The organism is Thioclava sp. L04-15 (genome assembly GCF_002020275.1).
Classification (GTDB): Bacteria; Pseudomonadota; Alphaproteobacteria; order Rhodobacterales; family Rhodobacteraceae; genus Thioclava; species Thioclava marina.
In genome coordinates this window covers 17,593-30,813 of record NZ_MPZW01000014.1, presented here as the reverse complement: position 1 = coordinate 30,813, position 13,221 = coordinate 17,593, and the positions used below count along the sequence as shown (strand labels likewise).

The window sequence follows — 13,221 nt, the reverse complement described above, 5'->3', positions numbered from 1 at the left end:
CCTCTGATTTTTGAAATATAGCGGTTTCGAAACGCAGGGAGCGCGGGGGAGTTCCTTGAAGTTTCCGCGACAGTCATGCCAAATGTGCGCGGCCCTTCTTGTCCTACCTATTCGTGCCTTGCGGGACCGCCCTTTCCCCTTCATGTCGATGGCACCCTGGTACGCCCCACACATCCCTTGCACCGCCTTTGACCAATCGGCCCTGGACTCCCCTTGCCCTGCGCGCTCTTGCCCGGACACAGTCACCGGACTGCACGAACGCAGCTACTCTCCTTTTCCTCACCCGGCTCGATCCCCCAGATCATGCTGCGCTTATCGCGCACGGTCATTCGCCAAGGCCGCGACCGATACCGGATGCGAGTGGATCTCCGTGTTGAGCGTCGCCGCATTCCGGCGCAACCCACGCTCATAGCTCTTCTACTTTGCGCTCTGCACAGTCTCTCGGATCGCGTCGACTGTCACGATCCAGAGCGCCTCGAGCTTCTTGAGCGTCGTCGTGCCGTCAAGCTTGATCGGCGCTCTCGGCTCTGCGACATGACGCGAATAGTGCGGCACCCGCATCGCTTCGCCGAAGACCTGCACGGCGGTGTTCACCTGCTCCAGCGCCCCCTTCACCTTGCGCGGGGCCGCCGAATAGCATTCGATATGGACAAACTAATAGCTCATGGATCACCTCTTCTCTTCCTGCCTTGCACTCGAGGATAAGAGGGTGACCTGAAAAAACGGGCAGGAGACCGGTGCGAAGAACGGTGCCGGGAAAACTAGCTATATGACAGACTGTAGGTAGCTTTCTTGAACGGCCGGATTGCGGGCCGGCGCGGCAGCGTCGGCTTATGCTCAAAAAAGGCGGCGTGCGGGGGGCACCATAGCTCGCCCCCCGGGGAGGACTTCGCCCGACCAAAAATCGAAGGCCTGCCAAACGCAGCAACATCCTCAAGAGCTTGTGGCTTAAGCGACCACTTCAGGCTGTTCATCGTTCTGCCTGAAACGAAAGTCGGCCACAATCGCCGACAGTGCTTCGTGCCTCTTCTATGACACCCACCGGTGTCTCCTCACAGGAACGACTGGTATTCGTCCATGAAGTTTGCAACCTGCAATAGGCCCTGAGCTTCTGACTTGTGAACCAAAGCCGCAACATCGAGCGCCGGGTTCTTGAAGCGCTCCCGCATGCGACGCAGGGCCAGAATGGCCTCCGAGGGATCCAGCTCGATTGTATCGGCGATGAAGTCGTCGGCGGAAATCGCCTGGATGGCGTGCGGGTCCAGAACCGCGGAAGGAAAATCGGCAAGATTGTCTGTCACGATGACAGAGGCAGACGTTGCGATGGCTGCTGCCAGCACATGGTTGTCGCCCGGATCTGGCAGCGCAAGCTTGCCTTCGAAGATCTCATAGCCTGTCACCAGAGCCTCGGGAAATGCCGCCTCGATTGCCGCCCTTTGTCGGGAACCATCGGTTTCGCCCTTGGTGATCTGGGCGATCGCTTTCTGGGTCTCGTCAAGAATGCGACTGCTCCACCGAGGCCGGAACAAGCCGGCCTCGGCCAGGCTCAGGAGCATGTTTCTGCGAAGCGCTCCGCCAAGCACGCAGGCATCGAGGAGAGCCGTGAACCGATCGGCGTAGCGGCTCATACAAGACCGTCTTCCGCATCCATTGCAGCAAGGTCACTCAAAGCATCAGAGCGAGACGCGTCACGCTTCTCCTTGTAGGCAAACAGATCGTCGGCACGAACACGGCGATGACGGCCGGTCTTCGCAAACGGAATCTCGCCTTCCTCGAGAAGCTTTACCAGGAACGGGCGGGACACATTGAGAAGGTCCGCCGCCTGCTGCGTGGTCAGCTCTGACTCGACGGGGATCATCCGGAACCCGCGACCGCTCGACACAAGCCGCAGCACCTCGAGCAGCGAAGCCGTCAAGGCAGGCGCAAGCGTCACGGTTCGGACTTCACCGCCTTCCAAGGCAAGCGATAGCTTAGTCGGCTCGCCTTCCTTGATCTGGGAAGCGACAATCGTTCTGAGCTGTTCGGCGTTCTTGATCTCGACCTCGTCGGGCAAACGATCAAAAAACGCCTCTTTTCTGAGGGCGTTCATCTTCTCTCTCCGGTTCTCTCTTCTCGTGTTGGATATAGGGTATCCGTCATTCGAAACAATCGCAACAGTCGAAATATTCGAAATTTTTTAATGTCGTGTAAACAGGTTACTGGACCGCCCCGGGGTTTGCCGGAGGCTCCAACTCTTGAGCAGGATGGAGCATCATGAGCAAGACAACGAACAGGCGAGCATCGCGTTCGACCTGAACTCGGTCCCATGATCACTGACGATCAGACCGCGTTTGCGACGCCTGGCGATCACCGCGGGGAGCTCCCGCGCCACCCGACGTCCCGAAATCGAAGTGTCGACCACGGCGGCCAGGCATTCCTTCGTCACATCGTCGATCACCTTGAAGACGTGGAACCGGCGACAATGCGCGAACTTGTCGAGGCTCTGTTGCACAAATCGGCTTAAGGCCGAGGTTCCCCTTTCCCCGGACGGACTTATCCCACAGCTTCCGTGACGGGTATTCCGAGCGCGGTGTAGCCGTTCAGGACGGCGATGCGGACCTGGAGTTCGGCGACCTGTCGGTCGAAGTCCCGTGCCATGAGCCGCTGGCCCAGCAACTTGATACAATGCATCTTTGTCTCGACGCGGCTTCGGCGGTGGTATCCACTCCATCGTCGCCAGAGCGCGCGGCCCAGGTATTTCGCCGCGCGCAGGGCCTCATTTCGCGCCACGGCTCCGGCGGTGATCGTCTTCCAGGGCTTCGCGTTCTTGCGGGGCGGGATGACGGCATGGGCACCGCGATCTGCAATCGCATCGTGGCATTTGCGCGTGTCGTAGGCGCCATCAGCCGTAACGCTACCGATTTCCTGGTCCTGCGGGATTTGGTCGAGAAGGTGGGGTAGGATGGGCGCATCACCGATGTGGCTCCCAATGACTTCGACGGCCCGGATCTCCAACGTTTCTTCATCGATCCCAAGGTGGAGCTTGCGCCAGACGCGCCGTTTCGGGCCGCCATGCTTGCGTGCGTGCCACTCGCCTTCACCTTCGACCTTGATCCCGGTGCTGTCGATCAGCAGGTGCAACGGCCCCTTGGAGCCGCGGTAGGGGATGTTCACGGCCAAGGTCTTCTGGCGGCGAGATAGCGTGCTGAAGTCGGGCACCGTCCAGTTCAGGCCGACCAGCCGTAGCAGGCTCTCGACGAACCCGGTCGTCTGCCGGAGCGCCATGCCGAACAGCACTTTCATCGAGAGGCACGTCTGGATAGCGGCATCGCTGTAGGTCTGCTGGCGGCCACGCCTGCCTGTCGGCACGGCATCCCAGCTCATCTCGGGGTCAAACCAGATCGTCAGTGAGCCCCGGCGCTTGAGTGCTTCATTGTAGGCTGGCCAGTTCCTGGTCTTGTAGGTCGGGGGTATGGGTCTGCTCATGCATCCCAGCTACCACCCTGGATTCGCGAGATGAATCCCTCACGCGATTTGTGCAACAGAGCCGATTGCATCGGCGAACGTCGGCTCGGCGATCATCTTGTCGAAAGCTTTGAACTGGTCCGCCGGGTGCATCGCCACGCGCTGGAGGTTTTCTGTTGCAGAGGTGAGAATGGCGTTGCGCTTGTCTTTCACGAGGCAGGGGACAGGGTGGTCTGAGAGAATCCTGACGTCGTCGGCGAGTTGCTTCAGTGCCTTGAGGCGACGGCCGCCGGCATCGACCGCAAAATGTGTCTCTGACAGCGCGTGAACCACCAAATTCTGCTTGATGCCGATCTCTCTGATGCTCGCGAGGAGTTCTGCATCGTCAGTGGCGCTCGCGGCTACCTTTCGGACGTTGAGCGGGCTCGGCTCCAGCTGGTCGAGCGGGATCATCCGGATGTCAGCGATGCCGTCAGGCGCGGCCGTTTCAACGGCTTCGGTCTTCTTCGCGGTGGCGGGCTTCGGGCGGGTTGCGGTCTTGGCCATGGTCTGGATCCTTGTGGCGCCGGACCCGGAAGAGGCTCTCGATATCCTTTCAAGCCCGCCACCTGAGCTTCCCTTTCTCTGGCTCTCTGGAGGCGTGTATCCGGGCAGTATGTCTCGAGTTGGGCCAAATAAGCTTTGTCAGTTCCTTTGCGCCGCGAACATCGGTCCGCCGCGCCAGCGCGGGAAGCCGTAGCCGTGGATCTCGACCAGGTCGATATCAGAGGGGCTGCGGGCGATCCCCTCGTCAAGGATCGCCTGCCCCTCGGCGGCCATCTGGCCCACCAGTTCGGCGGCGATCTCTTCGCCGGTCATGGCCACGAATTCGGTCACATGCGGCGCCAACAGTTCGGCGACCATGGTCGAGGGACGCGGCGCGCGCTCCCCCGGCGCATAATCATACCAGCCGCCACCGGTCTTCTGGCCCTTGCGGCCCGCGCGCACGAGGATATCCGCCAGCGCCTCCGGCACCGCCTGCCCTGCAGCACGCGCGCCCTCGCGCTGAAGGAAGGCGATATCCAGACCGCCCAGATCCTGCGCCTCGAACGGTCCCATCGCGAAACCGTAGCCGCGCATCGCCGCGTCGATCTCGGGGATGGCCACGCCCTTGCGCAGCAGGCCCTCGGCCGCCGCACGGTAACGTTTCAGGATGCGGTTGCCGATAAAGCCCTCGCAGATCCCGGCCTGCACCGGGATCTTGTTCAACGCCCGGCCAAGCGCAAAGCCCGTGGCCAGCGCCTGATCCGAAGTTTGGGGCGTCGGTACGATTTCGAGCAGCTTCATCACATTTGCCGGGCTGAAGAAATGCAGCCCGATGAAGCGCCCGGGGTTCGGCAGCCCCTCGGCGATGACGCGCGGATCAAGATAGGAGGTGTTCGTCGCCAGGATCGCATCGTCCCGACAGTGGCGCGCGAGTTCGGCAAAGACCGCGCGCTTGACGCCTATCTCTTCAAAGACCGCCTCAATGACCAGATCGGTATTGGCAAGGGCCGCGTAATCGGTCGCGCCAGAGACACCGGCAAGGCGCTCGGCCGCCTGCGCCTCCGACAGCTTGCCGCGCTTCACGCCACCACCGAAGATCGCTTTCAGATTGCCAATGCCACGGGCCAGCGCCTCGGCATCGCGCTCGATCAGGGTCACGGGAAGGCCCGCATCGCGCAGAGCGGCGGCAATGCCCGCGCCCATCGTGCCACCGCCGATCACGCCGACCTTGCGCAACGCGACCGGTTCGACATCGCGCAGATGCGCGGGGCGCGCGGCTGCGCGCTCGGCGAAGAAGACCGCGCGCAGGGCCTGCGCCTGCTCGGAGGCACGCAGTTCCAGGAACGTCGCGCGTTCATGCGCCATGGCCTCGTCGAACGACGTCTCGGCAGCCTTGCGCAGGCACTCGAGCGCGCGCAGCGGCGCGGCCTCGCCACGGGCGCGCCTGCCGATGGCAGCCTGCTGCGCCTCCCAAAAGCCCGGCTCGGGCGCCGTGATCGGCCGCTGTGAGACCGGAAGCGGCAGCGGCTGGCCAAGCGCCTCGCGCGCGAAAGCCAGCGCGGCGTCCTGCATGTCGCCACTGACCACCGCGTCGATCAGCCCGAGCGCCTTGGCTTTGGCTGCCTTCACCGGCTTGCCGCCAGTGACTAGATCGACCGCTGCCTGCACGCCCGCAAGGCGCGGCGTGCGCACCGTGCCCGAAGCGCCCGGCACGATCCCAAGCGTGACCTCGGGCAGGCCCACCGAGGCCCCTTCCAGAGCGACGCGGAAACGGCAACCCATCGCGATCTCAAATCCGCCCCCCAAGGCCGCGCCGTGAATGGCCGCGATCCAGGGCTTTTGCGCGCCCTCGATGCGGGCAACCAGATCGGGCAGATGCGGCTCCATCGGCGGCTTGCCGAACTCGGTCACATCCGCCCCGGCGATGAAGGTGCGCCCGGCGCAGATCAGCACCACCGCTTTCACCGCAGGGTCGGCGTCAAGCGTGGCCACGGCATCCCACAGCCGCTGCCGCAGCACCTGCGAGAGCGCGTTGACCGGCGGATTGTCGATGGTGACGGTGGCGATTTCGCCGAGATGGGCGATGGTGACGACGGACATACTCAGATTCCCAGATAAGCTTCACGGATGCGCGGATCGGCGATCAGTTCCTCGGCTGCACCATTCATGGTGATCTGACCGGTCTCCATGACATAGCCCCGGTCGGCAATCTTGAGCGCCCCGAAGGCGTTCTGCTCAACCAGAAGTACGGTCACGTTCAGCGCCTTGAGGCCCTTCACCACGTCGAAGATCTGGCTAACGATGATCGGCGCCAGACCCATCGAGGGCTCATCGAGCAGAAGGCAGGACGGCCGCCCCATCAGCGCCCGCGCCATGGCCAGCATCTGCTGCTGACCACCTGAAAGCCCGCCCGCCGCAAGGTTGCGCTTTTCCTTCAGGATCGGGAACATCTGGAAGGCGTCGTCCATGTCCTTCTCGACCCGTTCGTCATTGAACAGGAAGGCGCCGAGGCGCAGGTTTTCCTCGACCGAAAGATTGGTGAAGATCTGCCGTCCCTCGGGCGATTGTGCGAGGCCTCGGCGCAGGCGCTTGTGTGCCGCCACCGGCACCAGCAACTCGCCGCGGAAGGTGATCGAGCCGCCGGTCACCGGCTGCACCCCCGACAGACAACGCAGCAGCGTCGTCTTGCCCGCGCCATTGGCGCCCACCACAGTGACAATCTCGCCCGAGTCGACATGCAGGTCGATCCCGTGCAGCACCTCGATGCGCCCGTAGCGCGAACGCAATCCCTCAACCGTGAGCATTTTCGGCCCCCAGATAGGCGGCGATCACCGCCGGGTTTTGACTGACCGTGGCCGGGTCGCCCTCGGCGATCTTCTCGCCGTGATCCAGCACCACGATATGATTGGAGATCCGCATAACCATCTTCATGTCATGCTCGACCAGCAGGATCGCCACACCCGAGGCCGCAACCTCGGCGATCAGGTGATCGATCTCCTCGGTTTCGACGGCGTTACAGCCCGCAGCGGGTTCATCCAGCAGCAGCACCTTCGGGTCGAGCGCCAGCGCCCGCGCGATCTCAAGCCGCTTGAGCGAGCCATAGGACAGGTTGCCCGCCTCTCGCTCGGCCGCGCGCGTCAGTCCGACACGCTCCAGCAGTTCGCGCGCCCCGGCCATCGCCTTGCGCGCACGGCGGCGCGACGAGGGCAGCCCAAGGATATCGGCGACCACCGGCCCCTTTTCCTGAAGGTGATACCCGGTGATGACGTTTTCGAGCACCGTCATCGACTGGAAGATTTGCAGGTTCTGGAAGGTGCGGCTCATGCCGCGGCGGGCCAGCAGATGCGGCTCCATCCCGGTGACATCGGCGCCATTCAGCACAACGCGCCCCGCGCCCGGCTGATAAACCCCCGAGATCATGTTGAACAGCGTGGTCTTGCCCGCGCCGTTCGGCCCGATCACCGAGACGATCTCGCCGGGGCGGACGGTGAAGCTGACATCGTTCACGGCCTTCAGGCCGCCAAAGCTGATGCCGAGACCTTCGATCGAAAGTAGCTCGCTCATTCGTCTTTCCCCCAGAATTTCTTGAGGATCGAGGGCAGCAGCCCCTCGCGCAGGAAGATCATCACCAAGAGCATCACAAGGCCGAGTACCATCTGTTCGTATTCGGCGAAAACGGTCAGAACCTGCGGTAGAAGCGTCAGGATGCCCGCGCCGAAGATCGCGCCCAGAACCGAGCCGACACCGCCCAGAACGGCCATAGTGACCATCTCGACCGAGTGCATGAAGCCCGCGACATCGGGGGTGATGAACTTGTTTTGCAGCGCCAGCAGCGAGCCCGCCGCCGAGGCATAGATCGCCGAGATGACGAACGCCTGCAACTTGTAGCGGGCCACATCGACGCCCACCGTACGCGCCGCGACTTCCGATCCGTGCAGCGCGCGCAGGGCGCGCCCGCTGGGGCTGTTGTGCAGGTTCAGCGCCAGCCAGGCCCCGATGATCAGACACAGGCCGCAGAAGAAGTACCAGAACTCACCATTGCTCAGGTTCAGCCCCCAGCCTTTCAGCACTTCGCGCAGGCCAAGGTCAGCCACTTCGATGCCGTCGGGGCCATGGGTCAGCTGGCGCTCGTTGTTGAGAACCATCGACACGAGGATGCCAAAGCCAAGCGTCGCGACGCCCAGGTAGTAGCCCTTGAGCCGCAGGATCGGCCGACCGACCAGATAGGCCAGCACGGCCGAGATCGCGGCGCCCAGAACGGCCGCCAGCGCCGGGTGCAGGCCCCAGTGAACCGGGGCCAGCGCGCAGGCATAGGCGCCGATCCCGGCAAAGCCCGCATGGCCAAGGCTGATCTGGCCCGCGTAGCCCGTCAGGATCACGATGCCGGTAACGGCAATGCCGTTGACGAAGAGCAGCGCGCCGACGCGGTAGTAATACCCCGAGGGGAAGAAGAAGGGCGTGATGGCAACCAGCAGCGCCAGCACGATGAGGGTTGCGGATTTCGGAGTCAGTCTCATGGCGTCACACCCGATCCGTCGATTTGCGACCAAAGAGGCCCTGAGGCAGGAAGAACAGCACCACGAGGATCACGATGAAGGCTGCCGCATCCTTGTATTGCGAGGACAGGTAGCCCGCCGTCATCGCCTCGAAGAGACCGATGAGGAAGCCGCCCACAAGCGCGCCCTTGGGGTTACCCATGCCGCCCAGCATCGCGCCCGCAAAGCCTTTCAGCGCGAAACCGATGCCGACGCTATAGGCTGTCAGCGTGATCGGCGTGGCTAGAACCCCGGCCAGCGCGCCGATCGCCGCCGAAAGCGCGAAGGAGAGCGTCATGACGAAGTTCGTGTTGATGCCTACAAGCTGAGCGGCAAGGCGGTTGTTCGAGGTCGCCAGCACAGCGCGACCAAGCAACGTGCGGGTGAAGAACAGCCACAGCGCTAGGAACACCACCAGCGCGCCGCCGATCACCCACAAGCTTTGTGGCAGGATCGTCGCGCCACCGATGCGGATCGGATCGTCACCGGAAAACGCCGGGAAGCTGTGGATCTGCTTGTCGAACACCAGCTGCGCCGCACCCTGAATGAAGATCGAGGCGCCAATGGTGATGATGATCAGCGATACCACGGGCGCGCCGCGCGCGGGCTCGATCATCAGCTTGTTCATCGCCACGCCAAGCGCCGCCGTCGCGGCAATCGCGATCAATGCGGCCAGCGGCAGCGGCAGGCCCTGCGCATGGGCAAACCAGGTGATCATGCCGCCCAGCATGACGAACTCGCCCTGGGCGAAGTTCACCACGTCCGAGGCGTTGTAGATGATCGTAAAACCAAGGGCGACCAGCGCGTAAACCGCGCCAACGGTTATCCCCGAGAAGAGGAATTGCAGTAGTTCCGACATGGTGTTCTCCGGCTCGGAATACGAGTCTTGGCGGCACTAAGAGCCGCGCGGCCCCTGCCGTCAGGACGACAGGGGCCGAACGTCAGCGGATCACTCGACCAGCGTCCACTTGCCGTCCTTGATCTCGAGCATACGGAATGCCGTCAGATCGAGGCCGAGGTGGTCGGTCGCCGAGAAGGTGTAGACACCAGTAGTGCCTGCCAGACCCGCGGTCGCCTCGATCGCGTCGCGGATCGCGGCGGGCTCCGAGGAACCGGCGCGGCGAAGTGCATCGGCCATGATCAGGAAGGCGTCATTCGCGTAACCGCCGAAGGTGCTGACGGCAGCGCCAGTCTTGGCCTCGAACGCGGTCTTGTAGGCGGAGACGGCAGGCTTTTGCGCATCGCCATCGGCCAGCAGGTCGGCCACCAGAAGCGCGGTGCCCGGCAGGCGGATGCCCTCGGCCGCTTCGGCGCCAGCAAGCGCGATGAACCCGTCCGAGGCCACGCCATGCGACTGGTAGAACGGCAGATCGAGCGCAAGCTGCTTGTAGTTGCGCGTCACGATCGACGGACCTTGACCGAAGCCGGGGTTGACCAGCGCCTGAACGCCCTCGGTGTTCTTGATCTTGGTCAGCTGCGCCGTCATGTCGGCGTCTTTCGGATCGTAGGTCTCGTCGGCGACGATCTCGATGCCGTAATCAGCCACGACCGCCTTGCACTGGGCCTGCATCGAAGCGCCGAAACCGTCGGTGCCCGAGATCATGCCAACCTTGGTCAGGCCGCGCTTCTGGATGTCTTCGAAGATCTTCTGGCAGGCCATCCGGTCGGTGTGCGGGGTCTTGAAGGTATAGGGCTTGACCGGGTCAATGATGTCGATGGCACCTGCGAGCGAGATGAAGGGCACCTCGGCATCCTCGGCCACCGACAGGATCGACATGGTGGTGCCGGTGGTGCTGCCGCCGATGATCGCGGACACTTCGTCATCCTCGACCAGGCGGGTGGCGAAGGTGCGCGCCTTGTTCGGATCGCCACCGTCATCGTACAGCACCAGCTCGACCTTCTCGCCGTTGATGCCGCCTGCGGCGTTCAGCTCCTCCACGAGCATCTCGAGCGTCTTCGCCTCGGGATCGCCAAGGAAGGCGGCCGGGCCGGTGGCGGCGATACTTGCGCCGATCTTGATGTCGGCCACGGCAGTGCCGGTCAGGCCAAGCACGGCCAGCAGGCCAAGCGCAGTCGTCGTCAGGGTCTTCGTCATTCTTCTCTCCTCCCAGAGAAAGGTTAAAGGGTAAATCAGAGCGCCACCGGGCGGCGCCACATGGCGCGGCGGAAACGGGTGGCGACAAAGGCGGTGTCGGTCAGGCTGGCATTCCCGGCGGGGTTCGCGCCGGTGACATGAAAGTCGCTGAAGGCCGCGGACTGGTTGACGTAGATATTGCCGGTCAAGTTGATCGACAGGTTGACGCCTGCCATCGCGAAAGCGCCGATGGCGCGGGCGATCCGGGGTTCGTCCGTGTCGTAAAGTGCGGCGGTGATCGCGCCCTTCTGGGCCGCAAGCCTCGAAGCCAGCGCGATCGCTTCATCGGCGTCGCGCGTAGCAACAAGGAAGGTGATCGGCCCGAAGCACTCTGCCTCGGCCACCGGATCCTCCGAGGTCACGGCAAGCAGCAGCGGAGAGCCGGTGCGGCCTTCGCCTACCGTGCCGGTGTCGCGGATCACCCGGCCAAGGCCGCGCGCCTGTTGCAGTCGGTCTTGCGTGGCGGGGTTGGCGATGGCTCCGCACACGCCTGCGGCGCGGGCCGGATCGGCCAGAAGCGCGTCGATGGCGGCAGAGATCCCTTGGGCGACCTCATCAAAGCTCTTGTGGCCCTGATCGGTCTCAATCCCCGTTTGCGGGATATAGATGTTCTGCGGCGCGGTGCACATCTGCCCCGAATAGAGCGCGAGCGAAAACGCGAGGTTCGCGCACATGCCTGCGAAATCGTCGGTGCCGCCAATGGTGATGGTGTTCACCCCAGCCTCTTCGGTGAATACCTGCGCCTGGGTCGCATGGGCCCGCAGCCAGGACCCGAAGGCGTTCGAGCCGGTATAGTCGATCAGTTTCACTGCCGGATCGGTCGCGAGCTGCGTTGTGATCTCGGCGCCACGCTCATCCACCGCAAGCAGGATCGCATCGGCGGGCAGTCCCGCCTCCGCCAGCACTTCACGCGCAATCTTGACGGTGATCGCCAGCGGCAGGATCGCCGCCGGATGCGGCTTGACGATCACCGGATTGCCGGTGGCGAGGCTTGCGAAGATACCCGGATAGCTGTTCCAGGTCGGGAAGGTGTTGCAACCGATCGTCAGCGCGACCCCGGCGGGCACCAGCGTCCAGTGTTTCTCCAGAACGATGGGCGCAGCCTTGCCCTGCGGTTTTTCCCAACGGGCGCTGGTGGCGAATCGGCTCATCTCGTCCCAGGCCATCGCAACGGCTTCAAGGCCACGATCGTGCGCATGGGGACCGCCCGCCTGAAACGCCATGGCAAAGGCCTGCCCGGTCGTGTGCATCGTGGCATTGGCCAGAAGGAAGCTGATGCGGTTGAGCCGCGTCAGGATCTCAAGACACGCCCCCACCCGCAGGCGCGGCGCGGCCGCGGCAAGTGCGGGCGCTGTGGCCTTGGCGGCGGCAATCAGGGTGGCGGCATCGGTCGACGGATAGGTGATTCCCAGATCCGGCCCGAAGGGCGAGACCTCTGCGCCTAAGCGGCGCGATTCGGGATGACCGGGCAGATCGAATGCCTGACCAAGCAGCGCCGCATAGGCGGCATCGCCCTCGGCCCGGGCCGTCTCGCCATAGATCTTACCGCTCGGGATTTCAGGGAATGGCGCCCAGAATTCCCGGTCAAGCAACGCTTTGACAGCGCGCTCCAGCAGCGCCTCATGACGTTCGAACAAATCGGCCATCGTCCCTCTCCCCCCCCTGCCGGTCTCCTCTCCGGCACAGCTTTATCATTGACCGGCCGGTCGGTCTATGCAACAAGAATCTTCGAGAACCGCTGAATTTGAGGCGGTGAGGGAGAGAAAGATGATTGGCTCGGATACTGTAGTCTCGGCATTCGCCGACGGCGTGCTTACGCTTACGCTGAACCGCCCCGACAAGCTGAACTCGTTCAACGAAGAGATGCATCTGGCGCTGCGCTCGGGCTTTCAGCGCGCCCATGACGATGCGCAAGTGCGGGCCGTTCTGCTGACCGGATCGGGGCGCGGTTTTTGCGCCGGACAGGATCTGGGCGACCGCGATCCGCGCAAAGGCGGCCCGGCGCCGGACCTTGGGCGTACGCTCGAAACCTTCTACAATCCCACGCTGCGCCTGATCCGCGCGCTGGAAAAGCCGGTCGTGTGCGCGGTCAACGGCGTGGCTGCGGGCGCGGGTGCCAACGTGGCCTTCGCTTGCGATATCGTCCTAGCGGCAAAATCGGCCAAGTTCATCCAGGCCTTCGCCAAGATCGGCCTTGTGCCCGACGCGGGCGGCACCTGGAGCCTGGCGCGCATTCTGGGCGAGCCGCGCGCCAAGGCGCTTGCGCTGACCGCCGAGCCGCTGATGGCCGAACAGGCCGCCGATTGGGGGCTGATCTGGAAGGCCGTCGAGGATGCCGACCTCATGGCGCAGGCCGATTTGCTGGCGCGATCGCTGGCCGCCGGGCCGACGCTCGGCCTTGGCCTGACCAAGCGTCTGATCCAGGCTGCCGCGACCAACAGCCTTGACGAGCAACTGGATATGGAGCGCGACTGTCAGCAACTTGCCGGGCGCAGCGCGGATTATGCCGAGGGCGTCACCGCCTTCCTCGAGAAGCGCAAGCCGGCATTCAAGGGACAGTGAGGGCGAGATGAAATCCGTGCA

At 63.8% G+C, this 13,221-nt stretch carries 12 protein-coding genes and 2 pseudogenes; 1 reads left to right on the top strand and 13 read right to left on the bottom strand.

All coding sequences use genetic code 11. From position 1 onward, the window contains the following. Window positions 1-417: 417 nt before the first annotated feature. The 13 genes and pseudogenes from BMI90_RS17755 to paaN all read right to left on the bottom strand — a co-directional run bounded on the left by BMI90_RS17755 (window position 418) and on the right by paaN (window position 12,284). Complete coding sequence (locus BMI90_RS17755) at window positions 418-615, bottom strand: hypothetical protein (protein WP_078530819.1); 198 nt, start codon at window positions 613-615, stop codon at window positions 418-420. A gap of 437 nt (window positions 616-1,052) precedes the next feature. After that, window positions 1,053-1,628 (bottom strand): PIN domain-containing protein, encoded by a 576-nt coding sequence (locus BMI90_RS17750; protein ID WP_078530818.1) that lies wholly within the window; start codon window positions 1,626-1,628, stop codon window positions 1,053-1,055. Then, a complete protein-coding gene (locus tag BMI90_RS17745) occupies window positions 1,625-2,089 on the bottom strand; it encodes a helix-turn-helix domain-containing protein (RefSeq protein WP_078530817.1) in 465 nt (154 codons plus the stop codon). Before BMI90_RS17745 ends, BMI90_RS17750 begins: the two co-directional genes overlap by 4 nt. Window positions 2,090-2,272: 183 nt before the next feature. Further along, window positions 2,273-2,476 (bottom strand): annotated as a pseudogene (locus tag BMI90_RS19030) (transposase family protein); the annotation flags it as partial. 56 nt (window positions 2,477-2,532) lie between these two features. Then, entirely contained in the window at window positions 2,533-3,465 is a 933-nt protein-coding gene (locus tag BMI90_RS17735) for an IS5 family transposase (RefSeq protein WP_078530816.1), read from the bottom strand. An 84-nt stretch (window positions 3,466-3,549) separates the two neighbouring features. Beyond that, window positions 3,550-3,990 (bottom strand): annotated as a pseudogene (locus BMI90_RS17730) (ParB/Srx family N-terminal domain-containing protein); the annotation flags it as partial. Window positions 3,991-4,128: 138 nt separating this feature from the next. Next, window positions 4,129-6,069: a 3-hydroxyacyl-CoA dehydrogenase NAD-binding domain-containing protein gene (locus tag BMI90_RS17725; protein WP_078530815.1), complete on the bottom strand. Its 1,941-nt coding sequence runs from the start codon at window positions 6,067-6,069 to the stop codon at window positions 4,129-4,131. A gap of 2 nt (window positions 6,070-6,071) precedes the next feature. Continuing rightward, window positions 6,072-6,773 carry an ABC transporter ATP-binding protein gene (locus BMI90_RS17720; RefSeq protein WP_078530814.1) on the bottom strand — a complete coding sequence of 234 codons (702 nt, stop codon included), beginning with the start codon at window positions 6,771-6,773 and terminating at the stop codon, window positions 6,072-6,074. Continuing rightward, entirely contained in the window at window positions 6,760-7,533 is a 774-nt protein-coding gene (locus BMI90_RS17715; RefSeq protein WP_078530813.1) for an ABC transporter ATP-binding protein, read from the bottom strand. Before BMI90_RS17715 ends, BMI90_RS17720 begins: the two co-directional genes overlap by 14 nt. Then, on the bottom strand, window positions 7,530-8,486 hold the full coding sequence (locus BMI90_RS17710; RefSeq protein WP_078530812.1) for a branched-chain amino acid ABC transporter permease: 957 nt from the start codon (window positions 8,484-8,486) through the stop codon (window positions 7,530-7,532). The genes BMI90_RS17715 and BMI90_RS17710 overlap by 4 nt, the downstream gene beginning before the upstream one ends. A 4-nt stretch (window positions 8,487-8,490) precedes the next feature. Next, on the bottom strand, window positions 8,491-9,363 hold the full coding sequence (locus BMI90_RS17705; protein WP_078530811.1) for a branched-chain amino acid ABC transporter permease: 873 nt from the start codon (window positions 9,361-9,363) through the stop codon (window positions 8,491-8,493). A gap of 90 nt (window positions 9,364-9,453) precedes the next feature. Then, window positions 9,454-10,599: an ABC transporter substrate-binding protein gene (locus tag BMI90_RS17700; RefSeq protein ID WP_078530810.1), complete on the bottom strand. Its 1,146-nt coding sequence runs from the start codon at window positions 10,597-10,599 to the stop codon at window positions 9,454-9,456. A 35-nt stretch (window positions 10,600-10,634) separates the two neighbouring features. Further along, window positions 10,635-12,284, bottom strand: coding sequence for a phenylacetic acid degradation protein PaaN (gene paaN / locus BMI90_RS17695; protein WP_078530809.1), 1,650 nt, complete (start codon window positions 12,282-12,284; stop codon window positions 10,635-10,637). A 121-nt stretch (window positions 12,285-12,405) separates the two neighbouring features. Here paaN and paaG point away from each other — a divergent pair, with 121 nt between their 5' ends. Continuing rightward, complete coding sequence (gene paaG / locus BMI90_RS17690) at window positions 12,406-13,200, top strand: 2-(1,2-epoxy-1,2-dihydrophenyl)acetyl-CoA isomerase PaaG (protein WP_078530808.1); 795 nt, start codon at window positions 12,406-12,408, stop codon at window positions 13,198-13,200. The last annotated feature ends 21 nt before the right edge of the window (window positions 13,201-13,221 follow it).